The organism is Mesorhizobium sp. RCAM 05099 (assembly GCF_059683685.1).
In genome coordinates, this window is sequence record NZ_CM185035.1 from 6,297,688 (window position 1) to 6,322,233 (window position 24,546).

At 58.4% G+C, this 24,546-nt stretch carries 17 protein-coding genes and 7 pseudogenes; 6 read left to right on the forward strand and 18 right to left on the reverse strand.

The features are described 5' to 3' along the window. Positions 1 to 207: 207 nt before the first annotated feature. The 4 genes and pseudogenes from AC56QQ_RS31195 to AC56QQ_RS31210 all read right to left on the reverse strand — a co-directional run. A complete protein-coding gene (locus tag AC56QQ_RS31195; RefSeq protein WP_497124579.1) occupies positions 208 to 624 on the reverse strand; it encodes a DUF2267 domain-containing protein in 417 nt (138 codons plus the stop codon). Positions 625 to 1,186: 562 nt separating this feature from the next. Then, the gene (locus tag AC56QQ_RS31200) at positions 1,187 to 2,119 is read right to left on the reverse strand and encodes an isopenicillin N synthase family dioxygenase (protein ID WP_497124580.1); all 933 of its coding nucleotides are present in this window, start codon (positions 2,117 to 2,119) and stop codon (positions 1,187 to 1,189) included. 540 nt (positions 2,120 to 2,659) lie between these two features. Continuing rightward, positions 2,660 to 4,357 carry a GMC family oxidoreductase gene (locus AC56QQ_RS31205; RefSeq protein ID WP_497124582.1) on the reverse strand — a complete coding sequence of 566 codons (1,698 nt, stop codon included), beginning with the start codon at positions 4,355 to 4,357 and terminating at the stop codon, positions 2,660 to 2,662. Between the two features lie 1,642 nt (positions 4,358 to 5,999). Next, a pseudogene (locus tag AC56QQ_RS31210) lies at positions 6,000 to 6,247 on the reverse strand (transposase); the annotation flags it as partial. A 57-nt stretch (positions 6,248 to 6,304) separates the two neighbouring features. Here AC56QQ_RS31210 and AC56QQ_RS31215 point away from each other — a divergent pair. After that, positions 6,305 to 6,526 (forward strand): hypothetical protein, encoded by a 222-nt coding sequence (locus tag AC56QQ_RS31215; protein ID WP_497124583.1) that lies wholly within the window; start codon positions 6,305 to 6,307, stop codon positions 6,524 to 6,526. A 285-nt stretch (positions 6,527 to 6,811) separates the two neighbouring features. Here the strand turns inward: AC56QQ_RS31215 and AC56QQ_RS31220 are convergent. The 4 genes and pseudogenes from AC56QQ_RS31220 to ectB form a co-directional block, all read right to left on the reverse strand. Continuing rightward, positions 6,812 to 7,116, reverse strand: a pseudogene (locus tag AC56QQ_RS31220) (transposase); the annotation flags it as partial. Continuing rightward, positions 7,113 to 8,117: pseudogene (locus tag AC56QQ_RS31225) on the reverse strand (ATP-grasp domain-containing protein); the annotation flags it as partial. The pseudogenes AC56QQ_RS31220 and AC56QQ_RS31225, both read right to left, overlap by 4 nt. Before the next feature lie 67 nt (positions 8,118 to 8,184). Beyond that, positions 8,185 to 9,018 carry a 2OG-Fe(II)-dependent halogenase WelO5 family protein gene (locus tag AC56QQ_RS31230; protein ID WP_497124584.1) on the reverse strand — a complete coding sequence of 278 codons (834 nt, stop codon included), beginning with the start codon at positions 9,016 to 9,018 and terminating at the stop codon, positions 8,185 to 8,187. Continuing rightward, on the reverse strand, positions 9,015 to 10,268 hold the full coding sequence (gene ectB / locus AC56QQ_RS31235; protein ID WP_497124585.1) for a diaminobutyrate--2-oxoglutarate transaminase: 1,254 nt from the start codon (positions 10,266 to 10,268) through the stop codon (positions 9,015 to 9,017). The genes AC56QQ_RS31230 and ectB overlap by 4 nt, the downstream gene beginning before the upstream one ends. A gap of 1,438 nt (positions 10,269 to 11,706) precedes the next feature. On the opposite strand from ectB, the pseudogene gmd reads away from it, so the two are divergent. From gmd to pyrE, 5 genes and pseudogenes are all read left to right on the forward strand, one after another. Next, positions 11,707 to 12,767, forward strand: a pseudogene (gmd, locus tag AC56QQ_RS31240) (GDP-mannose 4,6-dehydratase). Between the two features lie 877 nt (positions 12,768 to 13,644). Beyond that, on the forward strand, positions 13,645 to 13,782 hold the full coding sequence (locus AC56QQ_RS31245; protein WP_497124586.1) for a hypothetical protein: 138 nt from the start codon (positions 13,645 to 13,647) through the stop codon (positions 13,780 to 13,782). Positions 13,783 to 13,805: 23 nt separating this feature from the next. Further along, a pseudogene (locus AC56QQ_RS31250) lies at positions 13,806 to 14,589 on the forward strand (acetoacetate decarboxylase). Then, complete coding sequence (locus tag AC56QQ_RS31255) at positions 14,573 to 14,797, forward strand: hypothetical protein (protein WP_497124587.1); 225 nt, start codon at positions 14,573 to 14,575, stop codon at positions 14,795 to 14,797. The pseudogene AC56QQ_RS31250 and the gene AC56QQ_RS31255 overlap by 17 nt, the downstream one beginning before the upstream one ends. Before the next feature lie 210 nt (positions 14,798 to 15,007). Continuing rightward, a complete protein-coding gene (pyrE, locus tag AC56QQ_RS31260; protein WP_497124588.1) occupies positions 15,008 to 15,604 on the forward strand; it encodes an orotate phosphoribosyltransferase in 597 nt (198 codons plus the stop codon). A 537-nt stretch (positions 15,605 to 16,141) separates the two neighbouring features. Here pyrE and fdxB read toward each other — a convergent pair. From fdxB to nifN, 10 genes and pseudogenes are all read right to left on the reverse strand, one after another. Further along, a complete protein-coding gene (gene fdxB / locus AC56QQ_RS31265) occupies positions 16,142 to 16,462 on the reverse strand; it encodes a ferredoxin III, nif-specific (RefSeq protein WP_497124589.1) in 321 nt (106 codons plus the stop codon). Continuing rightward, positions 16,459 to 16,662 carry a CCE_0567 family metalloprotein gene (locus tag AC56QQ_RS31270; protein WP_497124590.1) on the reverse strand — a complete coding sequence of 68 codons (204 nt, stop codon included), beginning with the start codon at positions 16,660 to 16,662 and terminating at the stop codon, positions 16,459 to 16,461. Before AC56QQ_RS31270 ends, fdxB begins: the two co-directional genes overlap by 4 nt. Continuing rightward, positions 16,649 to 17,149: a DUF269 domain-containing protein gene (locus tag AC56QQ_RS31275; protein WP_497124591.1), complete on the reverse strand. Its 501-nt coding sequence runs from the start codon at positions 17,147 to 17,149 to the stop codon at positions 16,649 to 16,651. The genes AC56QQ_RS31270 and AC56QQ_RS31275 overlap by 14 nt, the downstream gene beginning before the upstream one ends. 338 nt (positions 17,150 to 17,487) lie before the next feature. After that, positions 17,488 to 18,670: pseudogene (locus tag AC56QQ_RS31280) on the reverse strand (TlpA disulfide reductase family protein). 1,350 nt (positions 18,671 to 20,020) lie between these two features. Then, positions 20,021 to 20,296 carry a universal stress protein gene (locus AC56QQ_RS31285; protein WP_497124592.1) on the reverse strand — a complete coding sequence of 92 codons (276 nt, stop codon included), beginning with the start codon at positions 20,294 to 20,296 and terminating at the stop codon, positions 20,021 to 20,023. Between the two features lie 72 nt (positions 20,297 to 20,368). After that, positions 20,369 to 20,743, reverse strand: a complete 375-nt coding sequence (locus tag AC56QQ_RS31290; RefSeq protein WP_497124593.1) for a hypothetical protein — start codon at positions 20,741 to 20,743, stop codon at positions 20,369 to 20,371. Positions 20,744 to 21,005: 262 nt separating this feature from the next. Further along, the gene (locus AC56QQ_RS31295) at positions 21,006 to 21,731 is read right to left on the reverse strand and encodes a winged helix-turn-helix transcriptional regulator (protein WP_497124595.1); all 726 of its coding nucleotides are present in this window, start codon (positions 21,729 to 21,731) and stop codon (positions 21,006 to 21,008) included. 475 nt (positions 21,732 to 22,206) lie between these two features. Beyond that, a complete protein-coding gene (locus AC56QQ_RS31300) occupies positions 22,207 to 22,686 on the reverse strand; it encodes a NifX-associated nitrogen fixation protein (RefSeq protein WP_497124596.1) in 480 nt (159 codons plus the stop codon). 15 nt (positions 22,687 to 22,701) lie between these two features. Then, positions 22,702 to 23,192, reverse strand: a pseudogene (gene nifX, locus AC56QQ_RS31305) (nitrogen fixation protein NifX). Continuing rightward, positions 23,158 to 24,540: a nitrogenase iron-molybdenum cofactor biosynthesis protein NifN gene (gene nifN, locus AC56QQ_RS31310; RefSeq protein ID WP_497124597.1), complete on the reverse strand. Its 1,383-nt coding sequence runs from the start codon at positions 24,538 to 24,540 to the stop codon at positions 23,158 to 23,160. The pseudogene nifX and the gene nifN overlap by 35 nt, the downstream one beginning before the upstream one ends. Between the last annotated feature and the right edge of the window lie 6 nt (positions 24,541 to 24,546).

A 24,546-nucleotide genomic window follows, 5' to 3' on the forward strand; every position in this document is an offset into this window, starting at 1 on the left:
TTCGGCTCATTCGGTCATTTTTGTTGAACACACTCAAACGCATTCAATCGAGCCATTACTAGGATTGGGGGATGCCCGCGACGAGTTCCAACCTTGCGGCCGCCGCCTACACCTCTAGAGCCAAATTCAATCCGTGCCAAAACCAAGGCCAGCGTTAAGGAACCAAGTGCCACGAGGACAGCGGGCGCTCGTGGGCAGACGCCTGTCTCAGGGCCAAAGGTTTTGCAGCACTCTTGGAGTGGCAGCCTTGGCACGCTTGGCCTCTGCTCTGGGCAAGCGGTCGACAAATTGGGCCAGCACTAAGCGGGCAACCACTTCCGGATCGACCGCCGGGTCTCGCTGGACGCCGACGTGGATCCGTTCGAGAAATGAATTCCGGCTTCTGGCTTTGGCGCCGCGGCCGGGATTCCAACCCTCGTAGTACAAGCCGCGAAGCAAAGCTGGCAACCGAGCGCCCATATAAACGGCGTGGTCGCGATCCAGGCAGTCGCGCAGAGCGTGCAGTGTCGCAATCAAAGCTTGGTAGACCCGCTCGCGATCGTGCCAGCGAAGTCTCCACATCAGATCGCTGATCCAATTCTGAGTTACTTCTAATGCGTTGTTGAAATCATGCCTCGTGCACATTTGCTTTTCTCATGTTCTTGAGGTTGTCAGGATCAGATCACTCCCCATAAGATCGAAATGCGCCTCATCGGCCTTGAGGTTGTCCCTGGTAAGGCGAGACTAGCGCTGCAAAGAAGACGACCATAAGAAATCAGCTTCCGTCCGCCGTGAACCACGATGCCTGACAGATGTCGCCCTTGGAAAAAAGGCCTTCCGGTAGCGAAGTAGCTTCTAGGGGCAAAGCTGGAGTTCACACGGTTTCACAACATATCAACCGGAGCGTTCGCGAATGCTCCTGCGGGCGCGGCTCGACCCATACAAACACTCTCTTTGGTTCTGATCATCTCATTCCATCCATATTAATCGCTCAGCTTCCGCGTCAGCCTCAGCGCAGCGCTAGGATCTCGTTCGGCCCAACCCAAACAGTTTGGCAGTCCCTGCGTGCCTCATTCCAAGGCCTAGAGGCCGCCGCGCTATACTCGACGGCGGCACGAATTGCTTCTCGGAGAGTTCTTCTGGGGGATCACGTCGGCGTGTGCTGCGTCGTCACCGCAGTTTGCTCACGTTTCACAAAGCCGAACACCTACTGCAACTCTCGCGCGCGCCCGGCGCCATTCCCCTTGTCCCAAATTGATTCGTAGTTGCGCAGCATCATTTCCGCGACACCAAAGGTGTGATTGCCTTGCCGCGAAGTCAGGCGAGCGTCGATGTCGGGATAGATAAAGAAGGGCAGGGAAATTCGTTCGGCCGGACCACTGTGCACCACCTGATGCGGCGTACTCTTGAACCGGTTATCGCTCAAAACCTGAAGCATGTCGCCCAGATTGACCACGAGACTATCGGGGAGGCTCGGCGCCGGTATCCAACGCCCGTGGAACCACACCTGCAAGGAGCGAGTAGGGAGTTCCTCCTGGAGCAGGAGCGTGAAGAAGCCATTGTCGGTATGCTTAGCGGCCGCGCCGCCAGTAGACGGGTAACGGATCACGCGTTGCAAAACCGTCGGCGGGCTGAAATGACGTCTGAACCAGCCTTTTTCCATATCGAGCAGGTCGGCCAGCGCGTTCCCGAGCTGCGGCACAACCCCATTGAGCACGGTAGCTTGCAAAGCAAGCAAGCTTCGCGCGAAACCAGGAGCCAAGGCATCATCCGGAAGGCGTGTGCGTCCGGCGAATGGACGCCGGTCGCTTTCATTCTCGATTCCGAGATCGAACATTTCCTTTGGATCCGGGCCGGCCTCGGGATGTAGCATTTCACCGTGCAACGGACTGTATCCACGGGCGGTGGTGGGGTGGACGTTTTGGAAAGCGTGACCATAGCGTTCCTTGGTAGCCAGTGGCAAAGCGAAGAAACGCCGGGAAGCGTCGATCGCTTCTGCGATCTGCTCCTTCGGGATTCCGTGCTCGATAAGGTAGAAGAACCCGTACTCCTCGCAGGCCGCGCGTAAGCACTGTTGCTCTTCACGTCGCGTTGCATCGGATGACAGTTTCGCCAATGAGATTCGCGGTAGCGTAGTCATAGTCGCTCCTTCGTCGGTGCTGTGCCCAGCGGGATTATCTAAGTCAACAGCTTGCGCTGAACACATCTTTGTATTCTCTATCAAAGTGAATATCCATCATAATTACGGCAGTAGCAACAAGAAATATATTAATACTATGCGGCATTACTGTCACATTTATTTAACAGTCCTTGAACATCCGTAGCAGGAGAGGTTTATTATCCCTCGAGCACAAAGGGGCCACAAGCAACTTTCCTGCAGAAGCAAAAGCCTGCTCTACGACATGCGCGAAGATCTGCCCAAATTTCACGCTGGCCGCGGTCTGGACGTCGTGGACGCAGCCGTGTCGCATTGCGATCTCGATATAGACGACTGCCCGCCACGACCGCCACGCTTCAGTGGGTTGGCAATGCGGAACAGCAAGCATAAGTATGTATGTTGATAGGGACGGGAGCGAAAGCGGCGGCAAGTTCGGGAATTGTTTGGCATTTGACAGCTCATCAGCCCCGATCAACTTGGCGAAAGATGAATCCCGCCACGCCCTCATCGATGAAGTTTTGATCACCTCTTCGCTGGCGATTCCCGGTCCTCTTTCAAAATGGCATCAGCCATCTTCTCGGCCACCATGATTGTTGGAATGTTTGTATTGGCGCGGGGGCAGAAGGGCATCACCGAAGCGTCGGCAATCCTCAAGCCCGAAACGCCACGAACCCGGCCCGACGGATCGGTCACCGCAATAGGGTCGGAGGCTGGCCCTATCCTGCAACTCGACGTCGGATGCCAATTGCCGGTCACGTTCTGTCGGACAAACCGATCCAGATGCTCCTCGTTCTCGATCAGATCTGAAATGCTATGGCCATTGGTGATGACATGCCTAATCAGAGCGCGGCGCAAGCGTGGAGAACTGTCCATGAGCAGAGCCAGCACCGACGTAAGCCCGTAATTAATGCAATTTACCTTGCTGACCTGCTTCGCTCGCACATTCCAAGCTGACGGGAATGGGTCGAGCCCCACCCCGGACAGGGAATCTTGCAGCAGAAGGCGGGCCACGAAACGGAATCCCTGCTTCAGTCGCTCGGCATCCCGCTGGTCGCTCAACCAGTTGAAATCTACCTCCGGCTCAACGGCATGAGAGCGATCCTTGAGCACGATGGTTCCTGCTGAATAAGTGCGGTTGACCCACACGTAAAGGGAGCCGAGGCGCTTGCCGAGCGGGTGCCAGGCCGACTTGGCAACCGCCGATACTGCCATGTCCGTCGAAGGACACCCATTGTAGCCCGACGAGTAACGAGCATGCATCTGAATGTGGCCGCTCACATTGGGTGCCATGCGATCGCCCCGTTTCAAATACGCCGAAACGGCGATCCCTGGATGTTCTTGAAGGTTCCGGCCCACTCCTCTTACATCTGCAACGACCGGAATACCGAGCTTTGTCAGTTGCTCGGCCGAGCCGATCCCGGAGCGCATCAATATGGCGGGCGAATGGATGGCTCCGGCGCAGAGGATCACGGTCGAGGCGCGATACGACGGTCGTCCGAACTTGTTTTCCGTCTCGACCCCAGTTATGGCGCGTCCTGAAAAGGCCAGCCGCACAACCGTCGTTTCGGGCAAGATTGTCAAGTTGCGTCGAGAGCGGACACTCTCGGACAAGTAGGCCATCGCAGCAGAAACGCGATGCCCGTTTCGATTGGTCAAGGGAACAACCGAGTATCCGTCACCAAATTCACCGTTGAAGTCCGGCCTGAAATGAAGACCCTCATTTTCATACGCTTTCGATACTGCTCGGATAAAGCCGGACCAATCTGATTGCCGCACTCGTCTTATTGGCAGGGGACCAGCCCTGCCGTGAAATTCGCCGCCAAAATCCAGATCACATTCGAGGCGACGGAAATATGGAAGAACCTCTTCCCAACTCCAGCCCGCTGCACCGCTTGCGGCCCAGTCATCGTAGTCTTCGGGACCACCGCGGTTGGCCACCTGGGCATTGATGCTGGAGCCGCCCCCCATGACCCGGGCCTGCTCGTAATGAATGGGCTTGCGGCCATCCCGAACCGTAGTCGCGTCTAGTGAAGGCCATTGATAATCAGGATTGAAGTAAGCACGTGTTGGATTGCCGTCCAAGATGTCGTCAGGGACGGCATTCGGGGGCGTATCAGGACCGGCCTCGATAAGCAGTACGCGACGTCCATCGGCGGAGAGCCTGCTCGCCATGACGGATCCAGAGGAACCACCACCGATCACGATATAATCGAAAACCAACACAACCTCCCACCATCGTATGGTGCTTAGACGAGGGATAAGAGGCGCTATCGGCGCTCCCCAGCAAAGGGATCACTCGTCAAGCAGCAAAATACTTGCTGGTGCCGCGGAAAATCCACACCACACCCTAGTAGTTGGTAAGAGGCCGGGAATCAGCTAAGATGGGGAAACATGGAATGAACGTCGCTACGGCGGCGTGATGGGCGAGATCGAGAAGGGGGAACTCCTCCGAGAGATCGTAAATTTCGTTCGCCCTCTCAGATAGGGAAATTCCAAAGAGCCGCAACGAGCCGTCAACGCCGACGCACGATCAACAACGCAGCGGTCCCGCAACTGTCGCTGCTACGGAGCGTAGCTCGTCAAGTTCGCGACTATCTTGCCGGTCACCGGGACGTATGCGACCTGCAGATGTTCTCATAGTCCTGCTCGCGCCGGGGCCCGTTTGGCCACCGCTGAACGGGCCTGTGTGCGACCGCGGTTCTTTTATCGCGTAACGCTCGGACAAGCGACGATCCCGGGAGCGGATCTCCGATGTCAGTGCGCTTGCTGTTGCTTTTGCCAAAAAATCCCACTCCGCTATAACGCGAACGCGTCAACTACCAGATGAGGGTGGTGTCGGTGCATTCCCGCAAACTGTAGAAGCCATGGTGTGTTCAGCGCACTGATCGGGGTGCATCGACATGCAGAGCAACGTCACGACCCTAGAGCTTTCGAGGTGCATCTGTGCGGCAGACGAGTTGGCGCGCAAGGTGGGTCTTCACATTACGATGGGCGACGATTTTGAGGAGTACGTTGGGATAACCAGCAGACTTCCCGGGAAGTCACCCACATACCCAAGCTTCCGTCCCGACTGCTCTGATCTTCCACCTGGAAAAGCTTTTTGGATCGTCGGGCGGGATCGGGAGGGAACAGTAGCGCATGTCCAAGCAATGCGTTTAGATCATCTGTCAAAAACGGACGTTGCTGAGCACCTTGGGTCGTTGAGAGCCTGGTTCACGGATCCTATCCTAAAAGCCGGGCCCGGTTCCTCGTCCAGTTGCGACGCGCCCAGCGCGCGCAGCATAACCGGGCTGGTCGCCTATCATGGCGACATCTGGTTGCGCGAGGACTATAGAGGCCGCGGTCTCTCTACCTTTATCGGTCGCATTGCGTTCGGACTGGCTTGGGCTAAATGGGCGCCGGACTTCATCTATGCGCTAGTTGCCGACTGGCACATAGAAAGAGGCGTAGTCGATCAATACGGGTATCTACACCAGGAGCCACACGGATCAGTCCTGCACTTGCCGGCGCACGGTATAGTTGATGACGATTGGCTCGTCTGGCTGACGCGACACGAGCTTTTGAAGAGGCTTCGTACTTCCGCATTGCGAGCGCACGGTGTGAGTACTGCAGCGATAGCCGACTCTCTATGATAGACAAATCGCAACACGCTGATCTAAGCCGGAACCCAGACGGTACCAAGGCCTCCTCGTCCCGGTGAATGGTAAGTTTCCAACACATCCGAGAGCCTACCCATTTATCTTTGAGCTGTCGCCATTCCGGCTACGCTGTTGGTCCCGTGTAGCATGCCGGTCGAGATCACACTTTGCCACTGGGGTGGTCAATTTATGTGGGACCGCGCGATTCTGCCGGCTTGGACCTAGCTTCCCTTCCTGAGCTTGGGGATGCGCAGCTCGATGGTGCCGGCCCGCGTCTCCCCGTCCCGGTCGCGCTAGCCATTGCGCTGGGCGAGACGCAGCGGGTTCTTCTCGCCATAGGCGGCGCCGGTGGCCGCGCCCACCTCCATTTCCATCAGCCGCTCGGCGGCAAAGCCGATCATCTCCCGCAGGAGATCGGCATCCGGGGTCTTCTCCACGAGCGCGTGCACAGGTTCATCATATCGTCGGTCATCGGTGGTCCTTACGAAATGGGTTGGCGTCAACAACCAAACCCTACCGGAAAGCGCCGATGACCACCGACACGCCGCTCACTCGCTTGTATGGGGTGATCTTTGTCAACGTGATCTTTCAGTCGTTCCGTCTCCTTGTTGAGCCGTTGCGCCCATTTGTTCCTGCTTTGGCTCCGGGGTTCATTGGGGCGCCGCGCACAGTGACGGTCAAGGGTGGGCCATGGCCATCACGAAGCGATTTGCCCTTGATGATCACGAGCACGGCGGCAGCGTTACATTGAGCCGGTAGGTGCTGTTCGTAGAGGTCTACAATCTGCAAACCGAGGGAGCTCGCCATCAGGCGCTGAAACGCGCCGCAAGCTTGTATGCGGTTGATCCTCCCGGATCGAAAACCATGATGCAGCCATACGCATCGGCGGCGAAGCTCCGGGCGGTGGGCCCATTCTACAGCGCGGCGTCGTAAGCCATGTGAGTGACCGGGATCACCACCACTCGGATCGTTATCGGCAGACGCTATTGCAGCTGCCAAACTTCAATGCTTGTCCTCTCGAACGCTCCTTCATGCTTTATACCGGACGCAGGGCTACTCCCGTCGGGATCTCGCCGGTCGTGACAAGTCGCCAGAATGCAATCAGTGGCTTGCGCGCCAAAGCCACGATCATCGTCTTGCGCGTACCGCCACGGCCATCGGCCGTCCTCGCGCGAAACCAGTGCGCTAGCGCGCTGTCCTTTGGTATTGGAGGAACCGCCAAGCCAACAGGATCATGCCATAACGGACGCGAGCATTGCCGGCCCGCGCAAGACCTTTCTCGCGCCTGCGTTGGCCGCTCTCATCCAGCGCCCCGGTAAGTCCGGCATAGTGGGCGACGGCTCAACATACAAGTCGACCTCGACGATACCTGGTACAGCAGCTGCATGAAGGTTACCACCAATCCGATCCAGAGTGCCGTTGCGATCAGCGACCAAGAACCGCACGCCCGCCACTTGTGAATGCGTTCTCCGCAAATCCCATTGCTCGCCGATGACAAGCTTGACGTGTTCGGTGACGAGATCGATACCGTAACTCCGCTGAACCAGTCGAGGGTTGACCCCACCCGCAAGACGCGGATTAACTTCAATCACTACTGGGCCACGCTCCGTCCACCTTAACTCAACGAACGAGGGCCCCCAGCCAAGGTTGAGAGCTTGCATACAGCTGCGAAACATGGGCGATGCGCTTATACTCCTCATCAGTTAGCGCGGCAGGGTGAGTGTACCCACGACAGACGAAATGCGGTGGGGGGCCGCTTTCAACGGCACAAATCCCAACGACTTGAGTGCCCATTATGTCGGCGCTAAATGAGTCCTTGTGCGAATTCTTCGACCAGGATCCGCGGCGAGGAGGGCCACATGTGGTTCTCATCCAACAAATAGGTTGTATGTTCGGCCAGCTCATTGGCGTTGCGGCACAATCGAACCCCGATGCTGCCGTGGCCTACGGTTGGTTTGAGAACCACGGGAAAGCCGATCTCCGCGACAGCGCTTTCTACCTCCTTCGCATTCGTCGCCAAGCGATAAGCAGGTATCGGTACGCCGACCTGCTCAAGGAGCTGACGTTGAACAAATTTGTCGCAACATCGCTCAATCGATGTGGGGTTCGGTCCCGGCAGCAATGGTATAGGTCGTATTTAGCCGGGAACATTCGCGGATCAGCGCGTCAAAATTGTTTGTATCGACACGGATTCCCTCACACCCTCCCCCCGCAAGATAGTCGTGCCGAGCGGGATCGGCCGCCAATGTAATTGGGTAAAGCCCAAGACACTGGGCTGCTTTCACGTAGAGAAGCCCGTTGCTCCTTGTGCCTTCAACCAGGATGAGCGCTCTTTTTGACATTGTCGTTGACCCTCCTTTGCGTGCTGCGCGCCCGTCGAAATCCGGTCAGTCGCCGCGACATCCAACGTCAGGTCCACCAGAGAACAAGATCCGGCCGCGCGAATCCGAAAAAGCTGTTCAGCACTAGGCGAGGCTTTCCGTTGCCTGATTGACCGGTGACCCCGTGAACGAAACCGCCATCGATCAGGGCAATGTCCCCGGCCTTAAGCTTGAACTCGCGACAAGGAACGGTTTCAAGATAAGCTGCCGAATAGGGATAGCCCGTGGCCTCCACACCCTGCGATCTTCGGTCCGCGACGGTCGGCTTATGGCTCCAGAGCCGCAGATTGCCACCTTCCTCGGGCATGCTGGGATAGAAGTTGAGTGCTGCTACAGTGTTGTTTGCCACCGAAGAAAGCTCATAACCGCTCCCAGCACATAAGACTTGAGCGACATCGTCGTGGGGGTCCAGTGAAAATGTGCCGCTGCCAGACCAGCTGATAGCGCGACAAACATTGGCCTGTCCGTGTTCTGAACGGGCCAGTCGCAGTTCAATGCCCTGGTTGTGAAGCTCGCGTTTCAACGCGCCGAATATTGCTCGGACCGGGTCAACCAAATTCTCAAACAGGGCCTCGACGTACGGTCGCGCGTTTTCGGCCTCTGCGAAATAGGTGGCTGCATCCTTCCTGTAGTGGGATGCGCCGACATATTGTCCGGGGATGCCATCCTTACGCTCCTTGAGAGCGGGACTGCCACCGAAGTTCGCGGTGATCTCCTCGGCTATTTCGGTGCTGAAAGCTTGCTTGATGTGCAGAGCGGTGGTCTCACCTTTCAGGACTGAGATGATCTCCGCAGTGCTGATCGAGCCGGTGCGTTCTCTGATCGCAACAGGCGAGATGGCTGGCGCTTGATGAGTAGTCATTGGCTTGCTCCTTTAAGTGCCTGATCAAGGATGGCGATCCCATGATCGAGTTCGTCATCGGTTATGGTTATCGGCGGGAGGACTTTGATGACGTCGCGATTTGGCCCTGAGGATTCGATCAGCAGGCCATTTTCGAACGCGACATCGTGCACACGACCGACAACGGTCTGCGAACGGCACTTGAGGCCCGCCATCAGACCGCGGCCGCGCTTTTGTTCAATGCACTTGGGAAATTTCGCAACGAGGCGGTCAAGGTGTCGTTGCAGCTTGACGGCTGTCCGCTCGACGCCTGCAGTAAACTGCCTGTCGGACCACAGTTTGCACATGGCCCCTGCAGTCACGAAGGCGAAATTGTTGCCTCTGAAGGTTCCGCTATGTTCTCCGGGATTCCATATGTCTATGTCGGGGCGGATCAGAACAATGGAGAATGGACTACCTGAACCGCTTAGGGATTTTGAAAGGCACACGATGTCTGGTTCGATTTTTGCGAACTCGAAGGAGAAGAAATCGCCCGTTCGTCCTGCACCTGCCTGAATGTCGTCGACGATCAGAACAACGCCGTGCTTACGGCAAATGCGCTGAATTTCTGTGAGCCAAGCTGCGGATGCGGCGTTCATGCCGCCTTCTGCCTGGATGGTCTCCAGAATGATTGCGGCAGGCTTTTCTATGCCGCTGCCTGGATCGCCCAAAACCCAGTCGATGTAACTGGCGGAATCGAAATGTTGGCTCGGATAGCCGTCATAGGGGACACGGACCACATCGTGGCGAGCAACGCCGCCCAGCTCCCTGGTTGACGCCGAACCCGACACCGCCAGAGAGCCGAGTGACATGCCGTGGAACGCATTTGTGAAGGCCATGACGCTCGAGCGGCCGGTATATTTTCGCGCCAGCGCCAGCGCCGCTTCGTTGGCGTTTGTGCCGGTCGGCCCAGGAAACTGTATCTTGTACGAAAGGCCTCTAGGCTTCAGGATCGAATCGACAAACGCTTCAATGAAGTCACGCTTCGCCGCCGTATACATATCAAGCGACAGAAGAATGTTCTCACCGATGAGATATTCGATAGCTGGCGCAATAATATTCGGGTTGTTGTGTCCGTAGTTGAGTGCACCAGACCCTACAAGAAAATCGATATATGGGTTACCGGCCTCATCCCAGATTGTCGCCCCAAGGGCCTTCGTAAAGACCGTGGGAAATGACCGCCCATAGCGACGAACGTTGGACTCGTGAGCCGTGAAAGCGTCGGTATTCATTTAGGGTCCCTCTGATGTAGGCGTCGCGTCGAGCGAGAGAGCGATTAAATGCCTTTGGTGGGGTTGTTCTTCAGTTTGGTTCAGACAAGTCCGGGCGGTGTTTGGTAGGTTGGTGATTTCCCTGATATTCAGGAAGTCTGCTGGTCATAGCGATATGCTCCTCAAAAGTTTCGCCGTAAAATAGAGACCGGACCTGGGCGCTGACTCATCTGCTACACGGATGCTCTTCGATGCCTCCAGCATCGTCACGTTGCTCTGCATGCCGAAACCTCTCGGTCAATGCGTTTACACGAGCTCGTTTCTAGAGTTGTCGGCTGAGCGCCGATACTACGGCATCTGGTAGTTGACGCATCTGCTCATCGCCACGAAGCGCCTGCCAGTCAATAAAATCAAAAGCTTAGCGCAAACAGCGGCTCATGTGTGACAGGCACATATAGCCTAGCATGTTGGGTGTTGCAGGTCCCTTCGGCAGCAACAAGAACCGGTTCCATGCCTTAGAGCGCACTCTGCGCATACGGCCGCCCCTTCTAACTGCCTAAGGCAGGCAGAGGCCCTATCGCGATCGGCTAGAATCTACAGGCACATTTGACAATCAACGTCAGCGCAAGAAGGACGAATAGCGGCGCGAACAAATGCCATCGCCAGTCGGCATATCCTGTTCACTCTCGTGAGTTCGTTTCCGGCGTTGGATTTGCCCTGTTGGCGGTGGAAGCGACGGGCGCTGGCGCGGAGCCTTCGCATTGCGCAGCGCTAGCGACCGTCGCGGATTGAAGTTCTGCAAACTCGCTCCGCGTCTGCCATCCGATCTGTGAATTAGGCCGCGCGCCTTTGCAGTCGGCGCGCCATAGGGCCAGGGAGGCGCGGATCTGACGAGGTGAACAGCGTCTCATTCAACAGTTCGTCGCGCAGGCGACGAGCGAGTTGGGCGTTTCCGTCAATGCAGTGCTTATCGATCTGAAGGAAGGAAACGGCTCTTGCCATCTCAGAGACCGTTTCGAAACTCGCTCCTGCGGCCATCTGGCGGTTTTCTGCGCTTCCGGTGGCTCACGTACTCAATGTACGCTCCGCTCCCGTCCTCAAAACACCACCGTATGACTCGCAGCAGCGAGTTTCAAAACGGTCTCTCAGCGCCGCGCGGATCGCTGCGTTATTTGGCAATTCGAAGGCTCTGAAAACTCCATCTAGCCGATAAGAATCTATCCATTCTGTGGATGCATTGCATTGAGACAATCAATTTTGCGAAGAGTAACGGACATGAAAAGACGCCTCTTCGGAAGGCGACGCCTACAAGGAGGTCTCTCCCGTCGCACGGAAGATGGGGGCGAAGTCTGCCTGGATCTGATGCCGACGGCACACGACACTCAATGTAATCCGCATGCCTTCTTGACATCACTCGAGGCGCGCCTGTCCATAGTCCTCATCCACGGAAATATTACAAATGAGTTCACCCCGGCGTACGGCGTTCATTACAGGTATCACCGGTCAGGACGGCGCTTTGCTTGCCGAACTGCTGCTTTCGAAGGGCTACATGGTGCATGGCCTGAAGCGGCGAGCGTCGCTGATCGGGAATACCCAACGCATCGACCACCTCTATCAAGATCCTCATGAGGACCATCCCGACATGGTCCTGCATTGCGGGGACATGACGGATGCGACAAACCTGATCCGCCTCCTGCAGGAAACGCAGCCCGACGAAATCTACAATCTGGCTGCGCAAAGCCATGTGCAAGTCTCATTCGAGACCCCCGAATATACGGCCAATGCCGATGCTCTCGGCACACTGCGGCTGCTGGAAGCGATCCGCATTCTTCGCCTTGAGAAAAAACGCGGTTTTACCAGGCCTCCACGTCCGAACTCTTCGGTTCGGTCCAGGGTGTGCCGCAGGGGGAGACTACCCCATTTTATCCACGCTCGCCCTATGCGGTAGCGAAACTCTACGCCTACTGGATCACGGTGAACTATCGCGAGGCATACGGGCTCTATGCCAGCAAGGGATTCTGTTCAATCACGAAGGACCGACGCGCGGCGAGACTTTCATCACGCGCAAGGTGACGCGTGCAGTAGCTGCGATTATGGCCGGCAAGCAGGACTGCCTTTATCTCGGATAATCTAGAGGCAAAGCGCGACTGGGGCTCGGCGCGCGACTATGTCGAGGGCATGTGGCGCCTCCTGCAGCACCACGAGCCTGACGATTTCGTGCTCGCGACTGGCGAGACGCATTCGGTCCGCAGCTTTGTCGAGGCTGCTTTCATGCGGGTCGGGAAGGAGATCGTCTGGGAAGGCGAAGGTGTTGACGAGGTGGGCCGCGAACGCAAGAGTAACCAGGCACTGATCCGGATAGACAAGCGTTATTTCCGTCCGACCGAGGTTGACCTGCTGATCGGTGATGCCTCCAAGGCGGCCACCCAGCTCGGTTGGGAGCCAAAGACCACCTTCGATGAGCTCGTCTCGGAAATGGTCGAGGCCGATTGCCGTGCCTACGGAATCTTGCTCGATTAGCGTGAAAAGATAATGTTTCGCTGGAGGGCAAACGCATCTGGTCGCCGGCTATAGCGGCATGTTTGGGTCCGCACTGGTGCGCCGGCTGTCCGGCTTGCCCGAAGTAAGATCCTCACGGTGGCAGTCGTGATCTCGACCTGACCGATCGCGTAGCGACGACTGCAGGCCGCAGACCACAACGAGGAAGAGGATTCGGAGGAAAAGAAGCACGGACGCTGGTGCGCCAGTGCTCCTCTCCGCCAAATGTCTGGGCTCGTGCGCTTCAATCATGTCGATGCTATAACGCTCCGGTCCGAGAGATGTGCCTCTCAGTTCTTCGACCGAAAATAGTGGGGCCCTTTCGCCAGACATTCGCCTAACAGGCTGCTCTTGTTGACGCCGGCACGCATTTCGCCCGCACTCCTCCGCTGATTGAGCTGGTACAGCCCCGGGCCGATGGTGACCAGGTGGAGCATAGCACCCCGGTCGGAGCCATTTGCCTGAGCGGCGGAGACCTTCGAGGCGCAACCTCTTCCGCACGAGCGAGAAACCTCCCAACCCGCAAGCATTTCGAGTTGGGCGCTGTCCGATGACCGACAATGTCTGATACGCAACGTAGCTGAGCCAGATCTATCACTTTGCCTCGAAACGGTTTTTCATTTGGCATGGTACATGCGTGCTCATCCGCAAACCACGTCATGGACTGAGGAGAAATCGTCCCATGATCACCTCCCGAAATATACCGTCGCCGAGGATTTCCCGGACCCATCCAAAGATGACGCTCGACCAGAGGCCTGGCAACATGCAGACGGCTCATCTGGCTAGGCGCTGCCCGCCGATCCACCTTCTCCCACAAGGGCAGACGGGGAAGCAGCGCCTTTGTCCGGCATCATCGCCAATGAGCGCGCCCCCCAAGGCAATCGCCCAGCGCAAATGGTTGCGCGCGATCTACGGCACTCATCCTTATTCGAGGCCGAACGAAGGCGCCAAGGAGAGCCTCGCCGCCATCACGCAGGCCGATCTAAGCGCCGCTTGATCCAGCACAAAGGAATTTCAGACATGCACCAAGACACCGTGCGGGCGAGGGCTTTCGCCATGCCCCTAACCAGCCCGGCCTATCCGGCCGGCCCATATCGCTTCCGAAACCGGGAGTATCTGATCATCACAATCGCACCGATCCACAGAAACTGCGCGACCTGGTGCCGGAGCCGCTTGAGGTGTGCGAGCCTCTCATCAAATTCGAGTTCATTCGCATGCTGGACTCTACGGGCTTCGGCGACTACACGGAAAGCGGGCAAGTCATCCCAGTCGCGTTCCGCGGACGCAAGGGCAGCTACACCCACTGCATGTTTCTCGATGACCATCCGCCGATAGCCGGCGGACGCGAGTTGTGGGGCTTTCCCAAGAAGCTCGCCAGCCCAACGCTCCGAACGGAGACGGATACCCTTGTTGGCACGCTGGACTACGGCCCCGTGCGCGTCGCGACGGGTACCATGGGCTACAAGCACCGAGCCGCCGACCTTGCGAGCGTGAAGGCCTCGCTCGCCGAACCGAACTTCCTCCTCAAAATCATCCCGCATGTTGACGGCACGCCGCGCATCTGTGAGCTCGTGGAATATCACCTGGAGGACATCGATCTGAGGGGCGCCTGGACCGGCCCGGCAGCCCTGAACCTGTGGTCGCATGCGCTTGCCCCCGTCGCCGAACTGCCGGTGCTGGAAGGGTCTCTGCCGTACACCTCGTCGCAGATCTCACGCTCGCGCTCGGGAAAGTCGTCCACGACTACCTCGCGGAAGCCGATCCTCGCTATCGGAAAGGAAGAATCCATGAACTTTCAGAATGATATCCTATCGAACCAGCGCGACGACGGAGGCGGTAGTCGGCTTCTCGACAAGGTAGCGGTGATCACCGGAGCCGCGAGCGGTATCGGCAAGGAGATTGCCTATTTTGCCCGTAAGTTCGGCCTCACCAAAGATGAAGCGCTCAACACCCTCAAAGAGGCCCGCGTTGTGAAACCCGTGCCTAGCAGAGACCGGGCAAAGGTCGGGTAGCCAGCGCTACCCAGCCATAGAGGAATGGGAGCCGCCAACCCGTGGTTACGCTTAGGCACGCAATAACGATAACGGAAAAATCTGCGCGAAACGGTCGCACCGGTATTGACTTTAATTGACACACCCCGCGAACACTTGCATAAGCCGCATAGCGGTAGTCGCTGAGGGGCATGCCGCACCCAATTTTTCCCTAGGGGCGAGGTCTGATCTATGGCGGCACTGGCAAAATTCAGACCAGTTGATTCCGGCCAACACGGCAAGGACGAACTCCGCGAGATTGTCCGTGAGCGCTCTTTTCGATTCGGACGCTACACGCTCTCGTCGGGCATAGAGAGCGACATCTATTTCAATATGAAGCCTACTATGATGGTGGCGCGAGGCGCGCAACTTGCTGCACTTGAGTTCCTAAAGATCGTTGAGCAAACGAAAGCAGAATACGTCGGCGGCCTTGAAATGGGCGCGGTCCCCGTAATCGGATCAATGGCGGCTGTCAGCTCGGTCATGAACAAACCCGTAAACACGATCTTCGTTCGCAAGGCTCCAAAGCCCCACGGCACAAGGGACGTGATTGAAGGCCTTGGCCCCAAAGAAGATCTCAAGGGAAAAGTCGTCCTGATCGTTGACGACGTTGCCACAAGCGGCAAGTCGATATTGAAGGCGATTGAAGAGGTTCGCCACGTCGGGGGCATTGTGCGTGACGCTGCTTGCCTCGTGGACCGCGACGAGGGAGCTACGGCGCTGCTAGCCCAACATGGCGTAACGCTGCATTCCGTGCTGCATGCGAGCGAATTTGTGGAACGCCACTGACAATCTCATACAACGTCTTTCCGGCGACCTAGCTTTAGAGGACATTCCGCCGATTTGCAGCGAGTGCAAGCGCCTCGCGACTGAGAGCGATTGCCCTTGCCCATCCTCCCTGTTGTTGGTGCGACACATGCTCGCTGCCGCTCACCAGCGGCTTGACGCCGTTGGCTACCTCTCTGAGCAAGGCGCCATAAGACTGAAGGCTTTTACCGATTATCTGGCGGCGGTCGTTCGCATAACTTCAGAGACCGGCGACGCGGCACCGTGGATTGATCTAGCCAGCCGGTTTAGCGCTCTTTTCGGTCCCGATGAGGTTGCCCATTAGGGCTTATTGCGCTTTTGCTGGACGAGCAGCCTCGGCGGCAATGCGTCATGGTTCGCCGGCGGCATGCCGGCGCCATGGTACGAGCGTAAAAGCGCCGAGCAGCCGGTGCTGGATCTCGGACGCGACGCCGCCGATTGGTGGGATGCGGCGTTGGTGCACGGGCCCCTCGTGCCGCGTTCCAAGCACGGATGAGCTGCGTCCCCCATTCCGCGGTATCATGCTCGCGACCCCCTCGGTGGCGCCGCAACATGCGTCTGGCAGTTCTTCGGGCAGACGCGGGCGCAGGCTCCGCAGCCGATGCAACGGCCGGCGTGGTCGACGACCATGATCATGCGATTGAGCTCGCCGTCGAAGTCATCGTCTTCGCCGTCGCAGATACCGAGGATTTCACCCGCGTCATCGACGCCGTAAAGATGCATGACCTCGCGCGAGCAGACCTTGAAACAGCGACCGCAGCCGATGCAGGTCGTGCCGTCAATAGCGGTCAGATATTGCGGCATCCATCCGGAGCCGTCGCGGGTGAGGAAGGCGCTCATCGTGAACTCTCCAACGCAGCGAGCTGTCTCTTGGCAGCGTCCCACTCGGCAAACACGTCGAACGTTTTCTCGGCGACCGCCTTGATCTCGGTCCAGTTGACCGGAAGGTCCTCGGCAAGGTCGTGCAATTCCATCTTCGCGGTTCCCGCACGCGACTGCAGCTTGCGGACCTTCTTCTGCAATTCCTCAAGGCCTGACATGATCCCCTTCCTCGAAACTGGTTTCATCACGTCCGCGCCGCGTCGGGATAGGCCGTAAGGCTGCAGTCGCATCGTCGACAAGTTTCGTACCGGCCTCCGCGAGTCTCCGGAACGTCTCAAAGCCGAACTGGTGGACGTCTCGACAGAACGACCAACCGCCGGACCGCGAAAAGCATGCGCCCGAAGCTCCCATGGGTTTCACTGGCGATGTCATCAGGCCGGAGCGCTCCTCGATCGCGAGCCCGACGGCGGTGTAAAACATGTCTAGCCTCCACAGCACGTCCGGATCGGGATCGCCGATGATCGGGATGGCACGGCGCTGTTCTCTGGTGACGATGAAGGCGGCCAACAGCTCGGTATCCGATCTCCCTTCCCATGACCCGAAGGGATCGCGAGCACGGATCAGCCGCAAGAGGCATTTGACGAACGGGGTGGCAAGGGCGGCCTCGTCCTCGTTGACAGGAGGGCCAACCGCGGCGTCAGGCACTTCGCTTTCTCCTCATCAGTCCTCTTCCTCGATGGACGATTTCTGTTTTCGGGGACGCCTACTTCGGGCACAATTGCGCAGCCGACGCCCGGCTCGGAGTGGCTGAGCCAACGCAATTGATGTCCCTGTGGCCGACCTTGGAGATGCCCTCGACTGGGAGGTCTTCCACTGCGACGCGAATTCGCGTCGAACATCCCTTCTGCCGCGATGCGGCTGGAGGTCATCGCAAGATTCGAATCCCGAACCCGCTGCAAACGATCCACCCTGTGCTGCGTTGACTCTGCTTGCAGCGGCCACGCCAGAGAAATGGAAGAATTGGCCAGTAGACATTCCGACCATCACTCCTTTTTCTGTTTTCTCCTCGGTTTTGTGTTTTTCCTCGTCCGGCTGCTCTTTGGCCCCTTCGGGAAATTGTTTTGCGGAGCCGCACAGAGAGCGCCGCAACAAACCTCCTCACCCTTGTAGTTGGCCAGGGCCTGCAGCAATTCTGGCAAAAGGTGCTGTTTCAGTTCGTTCGAGACAGGCTCCGGACCGTCCAGCGACTTCAGTGCCAGCTCGACCAACTCGATCGCGCGATCTTTGTTGCCTCTCTCATGGTAGTACCGGGCGACCGCCGGATAAGACCAAAACTTAGGGCTGTCGCCTTGCGCGGGATTCAGTGCCAAGATCTGTTCGGAGAGCTCCTTGCCCATCGCAAAGCGCTCAGCAGACGGAAAGCGCGAATGGTCAAGGTTCGGATGGAAGAGTTGGTCTAGCGCTGCAATCATCCAATGCTCGGAGTTTCTGTCGATCGCGTCGCAAGCGAATTGGCGCATGACGGGCAAGCCGGTCCACATGTCGTGCATTCTGTGAAGCACCAGATGCGCATGAGCCTGGCGGAAATTGAGGTTGTCCGGCAGCAAGGCGATGCCCTCTTCGATCGCCAAGAGCGCCGTCTTCCAATCCTCTTACTCCACCGCCGCCCTAAATCTGTCATTGATCGGCTTCTTCAACGCTTGTTCGCGCGCCATGGCTTCGCTTCTGGCGATCCGCTGCGTATCGGCGGCTTTCGCTTCATCGCTAGTGCGCCAGCTGCCGTTAAGCACTTTCGGCAAAACGTCATCGAGTTCCATCGGATGGCCGATAAAGGCGATGTGGCCGTCCCGGTCGACCACGAACGAGGCTGGAATCCCGCCAGAAAAGCTGGGTTCCCTCCAAAGCCTGTTCATCAGTGTGGTCGAACGCGATCCGATAGTTCAGATTCGAGCACTTTTCGCTCAACCACGCATCCAGCTTGGTTCGGGCCTCATCGGCCGTTGGAGCCTGTTCATCAGCCGCGACGCCGATGACCTCAAGTCCGCTGTCCTTGTATTGCTCCTGCAGCTGCACCAGATGGGGCATCGCCGCCAAACATGGTCCGCACCAGGTTGCCCAAAATTCGACGATGTACACTTTGCCGGGCTGGAAGTTCGCGAGGGGCTCGCCAATTAGCCAATCCTCCACTTTGATTGAAGGAGCCGGGGACTCCATCCGCAATACCATGTTGCTCTCCAAAGCTATTGCCAAAGCTTGCGCGACCTTATGCGCAAGCTTGTTTCCCCCTTAAGACGGGGCACATGGGTTCAATGAAAGGAGAGCATTGCTCGTCTCGCGCGTCTGCATTCAGTCAGCCCTCACTCCGTGTCGCATCTCAATTCGCAAAGGCCGTGCCAGCGCGCTCCACGCGCAGTAAGCGCAGGATTAGGCTTTGAAAAATCTCCACCTGCCCAAGATGGTCGCTTGTCTTGAACCAGACACTTTTTCTCCCTCTGTCAGGTTCTGGACATGCAAACGCGCTCCCGTCGCCAAAAAGCGTGGCCACGGACGACTGACCATTTATTCGGGCTGAGGGCGAGCAGATGGACGTCATGACTGCGTTGGCTACCGCCAGGCTCGTCATCATCGTCCGCGCCACGCCACCGGGCTTTGAGCATCCAGCCATTCTGGTCTCTGTCGGTCAGCGGATCTCGCCATTTGCGAATTCAGGGGGGCCGCTCCATCCGAGCCTGTTGCCCTGCCCTCTTCCGCCTTGCGATTGAATTCCTAGCTGGCGACATGGGCGTTCTTCGCGAAGCCGGTCCAGCCGCGGCCCGCGAATGCCATCATCGTCAGATTGGCGATGATGATGACGAAAAGGCCCAGGAAGAGTGCCGGCACGTGCCGTCCGGTGAACTCCCCGGCATTCCTCCTTTGTGTCGTTATCTTCTGTGTCCCCTGGACTCAGGCGCTACGGGACCGCCTAGTTCGAATGTGAGCCTTGTCGGAATTGACCGTCCAAAGGCCGCCCGGTCTCCACGCGGCCCGGCGGACCGACGGAACACGCTGAGGATGCGGCCGCCTTCGCCGCTAATCGCCTACAGACCTAGGCAATGGCAACGTGATTGACGCCATCGATTCCCGCCGACGACGGCCAAGAGCAAGACCGTCCCGACCCGACGTTGAGGGCCTCGGCCACGGCACGGTCATTGCGTTGTTCACCACCCAGCCGCAGTGAGCAAGAGATCTGGTCGCGCGCATGCAAATGCCGCTGTGGGATCCGAACGCGATCTGCCGTGCTGAAACGAGTCTCCTTCTGGACCTGACGCCGACCTGCGAAGCCGTGGCATTGAGTGCATTCAGGTGCGCTGTACCTCTGCGCGGCCGGCCTCCGCATTGCGGATCATCTCGGGCCGAGCGGAACCCCCGACAACGCTAGAGAGGTCCGGGATGGTTTCGACGAGGGCGCGTGCGGATTGGCTGCGAGGAGGCTCGCGAAATTTCCTGTGTTCGCCGCGACCTTGCCCCCAATTGGTATCAGGATCGCCGACCCAAGGGAGTAGAGCTTCGAACAGCTTGGTATTCCCCTGGAATCAGTCAGCGAGCCAAAAACAACGGCAATGGCCGCTTTCCAACCAACCATCTCGTGACACCGCCGAAGAGCCGCTCACGCAGCCGGCGGCTGCCATAAGCGCCCATGACGATCATGTCGGCGGAGGTGTCGATTGCGTGCTGCGCGAGCACCGTTGCCACCGGTTTACCGGCGCTCGGCAGCCGGTCAACTGACACCTGAGCACCGTGCCGGGTTAGATAGGCGGCGATGTCGGCTCCCGGCTCGGCGCCGTTTCCGTTGCGGGTCGCCTTCGGATCCACCAGTGTGACACGAACTTCCTCAGCACCGCATAGCAGATCCAGCGCTTCCCGAACCGCGCGGGACGCCTCGACTCACGAATCCCAGCCGACCAGCACACGCCGCGGCGACAGTGTCGCCTCAGCGCCCTTCGGCACAACAAGCACCGGCTTTCCCCTATCGAACAAGCTGCCATTGATAACAAGAGGTCCGAGATTATTATCGCTGAGAAGTGCGGGGCCGACGAGGTCGGTGCAGTGCGCCCGCTGCCGCACCGCGTCACCAACGTTGGCCAGATCGCAGTAATCGGTATCGACGTCATAGCAAAGCGACGTGGCTCTCAGCAGTTTCTGGATTTCCCTGGATGTTTTTTCCAGGCTGGCCATGTCCTGCGAAAATCTCTCGATCTGCCTAAACCGTTTGTCCAGCCTGGCAATGGCCTGTCCGCGTTGTCCAGGCCACTCGGCCATGCCATCGCCGAGCAGCGGAGACGACATAACGAGCGGCGGAGGCGACATAATCAATACGGAAAGATATGCGCCGACACTCGGCACATAAGCCGGCAGCTGGTCTGACGTCCTGATCGGAGTGGTCAGAACCCGTGACACAGAGTACGCTTTTAAAAGCCATCTGACTGCTTCTTTCTTTTCGAATATGTCGGGCCTTTAAGCGCGTTCGACGCCCTTAGCTTGCCCTCAGCACGACGGAGGGGGAGTGGCAGCGCACCGATGCCTATTCACCGTCAGGTTCAGGTTCAGCGTGCGCCTCCTCGAGCGAGTAGCCCTCGGACCTGATGGTACGAATGACGCTGCCGGCCGACGTCCTCTTCAGCTCCTTTCTGATCCGGCTGATATGGACATCGACGGTGCGCTCTTCGACGTGGATGTTGGGCCCCCAAGCTGCGTCCTTTAACTCCTTCCGCTTGAACACCTTGCCGGGATTCTCGAGCAAATGCTGCAGCAGTTTGTACTGGAGCGGTCCGAGGTGGATGTCGTGGCCGTTACCGCGGACTCGGCGGGCATCGACGTTCATCTCAAGGCTGCCACAGCGGAGCAATCTGCCGTTTACAATCCCGTTTGAACCGGGCTTCGCCAGCGCCAGCTTCGTCCGTAGACAGTCGAGCAGCTTGCCCGGTGCGAATGGCCGCACAAAACTTTCGTCAATGCCTGCCTTCAATAGATCGAAATGCTGGTTCTGGGCGCCGGGCGCGATCAGGGCAATAACGAGCAGCCGGCCGGTCCGGGGGTCCCCCTTGAGCTGGGAGCAGATGGTGGATCGTGTCGCGCTTGCCGGCTGGCAGTCCAGCACCACGGCCTTCGGCTCCCGCTCAACTGTCAATTTAAGCACGTCATCCACGCTGCTGGCCAGTTCAGACCTGAAGACATCCGCCTCCAGGATGTGTCCGTAGTTATGAATGAACTCCGGATCTTGCGAACAGATCAGGACCAGTGGCTTCATCGGTGCTGCGTTGTCTAAAGACATTAATTCTGCCTCGGCCGCATGGATTGATTGAGCTCGACATAGAAGTCGTCCCCCTGGGCGGCGCAGATGCCGACGGTTTCACCCGCCTGAGCCATGCCGTGAAGTTGCATGACCTCGCGTCAGCAGATCTTGAGGCGGCGACAGCAACCGATGCAGGTCGTCGCGTTGATAGCGGTCGCATATTCCGGGATCCTTCTGGACGTCGCGGGTGACGGAAGGGCTCGTCATCATGAATTCTCCAATGCACCGAACACTCTCCTTGCAGCGTCCACTCGGCAAGAATGTCGAACGTTTTCCCGCCGACGGCCTTGATCTCGGACAGCTTGATGGGAAGGCTCTTGGCGAGGTCGTGCAGTTGTCGTCTTCGCTGCACGCGAGAGACTGCAGGTTCGGCACGTTCTATGCAGCGCCTCAAGGTCTGACATGATCTCTTTCCCTCGAACCGGTTCCATCACGCACGCGCCACCTCGGGATAGGTCTCGATGGTGGCGATTGCGTCGTCGACCAGTTTCGTACCGGCCTGAGTGAGCTTCTGGTACGTCTCGAAGCCGAACCGGTGGACATCGCGCAGGGTCTTCGACAGAGCCACCAACCGCCCGGCCGTGAACAGCACCCGCCCGAAGCCTTCATGGCTCATCTCCATTATCGGCGATGCCATCAGCCCGCAGCGCTCCTCGATCGCAAGCCCAACAGCGGTGTAGAACATATCAAGCCTCCACAGCACGTCCGGATCGGGATCGCCGATGATCGGGATTGCACGGCGCTGTTCCTTACTGATGATGAAGGAGGCCAACAGCTCGGGCTCCGCTTTGCCTTCCCACGCTCCGTAGGAGTCCTGAGCACGGATTAGCCGCACGAGGCATTTCAGGAACGGGCTGGCAAGCGCCACCTGATCCTCGGCGACAGCAGGGCTAACCACAGGGTCGGACATTTTCGCCTCCTCATTTCAGTCGTCGTCCTCAAAGGACGGTTTCGCGACGCCTGCCTCAGCCAGCAGCTTGCGCACCCAGGGGGAGGACACGTTCTGAGCATCACCTGCGTGCGCAACAGCACATCTTGGATACTCTGAGGCTGCGGAACCTTGAGCGGATAGATTTTTGCCGAAACAAGCTTGGCTGCCGAAGGTCCGCCGATTGCCAGACAAAACAGGAGGTGGCAGCCCTTCAGTGCTTCCACCTTCGGTGTGATGCGGTCATCGCCCTCGGTCCGATGTTTCCCACTTTCGTCGGAGACGTCGTCGAAGGCCACGGCTTCCACGAGGTTCCACTCCTCGGGCGTCACATCGTAGATGACAAAGCGCCTGGCCGAGCCGAAATGCGCATTGAGCTCCTTCATGTCTTGTGTTGCGATTGCCACGCGCAAGGCGCCTGCTTGTCGTTCACGCATTGGATCTCGGCCCTCGTCAGTGACCAGTGAGAGGCGACGGACGGGCCCCATCTTGCGTTTCTCGCTTGCGGAATGGATCAAGTTTCTCGGGCGTCGGCGCATGCCGGTTGGCCTGGAACATGTTGGCGACCTCGAAAACCAGATCACGGGTCCCTTGATAGAGGATTGAGAGCTTGTGCTGGCTGCCGAGCCGGTCGAAGACGGGGAAGCCGACGCGCATGAGCGGAATGCCAAGACGTTGCGATGCCTGGCGTCCATGTGAATGGGTGACCAGAAGATCAGCCCCGCCGGCAAGCGCTTCCAAATCGCTGAGATCGCCGATCTGAATCGAGGCCGCCGGTACTTTTTCCAGAATTTTCGACATATCGGTCGTGGCGACCGCCGCCGCGATTTCGGAGCCCATGCCGGTGAAGAAGGTCGCGAGTTGATAGAGTTGGTCTGGTTCAGCAGCGATCGCAATTTTCTTGCCTCCGAAATGGAAATGTCCGTCGAGCAACGCATCCTGCAATTGCGCCCGTCGACGGCGCACGCTGGCCGGCACAGACTCGCCAGAAATCGCGGACAGCAGGGAAAAGAACTGATCGGCGCCCTCCAGTCCGGTCAGCGACTGGAACAGCACGTAAGGGACGCCGGTCATCTTCTGCAGCACCTCGGCCGGGTGACGCATATGCTCGCCGATAGCGATGCAGTGCTCGGCCGCGCCGAGCTCGCGGATATCCTCGATGCTGGTGCCGCCATAGGTGGTCGGGACCCAGTGGTCTGGTACAGTGCCGTCAAGCGAGCCTGAGACGTCCGGCAAAATCACCGGCTGCAGCCCAAAGCTTTCAACCATCTCGCGCAAATGCTCGATGTCAGCCACGGTGAGATTCCAGCCGGGCAGGATCGCGATCTTCTTTGACTGGCGCGCCCGCTCGCCCGGTCGCGTCATGACTTCGATCATCGCGCTGACAGCCGTGGCCCAGCCCTGTTCGATCGCGCCGTCGAAATCCGGCGTGTTGGCCAGTACGATCTCCGTACCCGCGAGTTCTTCCGCCCGTTTCAGCCTGATGTCGGCAATGTCGCCTGCGCAATCTTCGCCACGGGTTTCCACCAGGGCCGTCGTGCAGACCCCGATCAGCTTTGGGTTCGTGCGGGTCTTCAGGTTGAGGATCGCCTCTTCCAGATTGTCTGACCCGCCGAGGATGGTTGTCACTTCATCCATCGCGGTGGTCTGTAGGGGAATCGCTTCCTTGAAATGCCGCACGAAGAGCACGAGCGCGAAGCTGGTGCAGCCTTGGATGCCGTGGAATAGCGGCACTGCGCCGTCGATCCCGAGAAAGGCCAAGGCAGCACCCAGCGGCTGCGAGGATTTCAGCGGATTGACCGCCGCTGATTTGGTCTGGGGAAGGATGCGCGCCATCGGCTT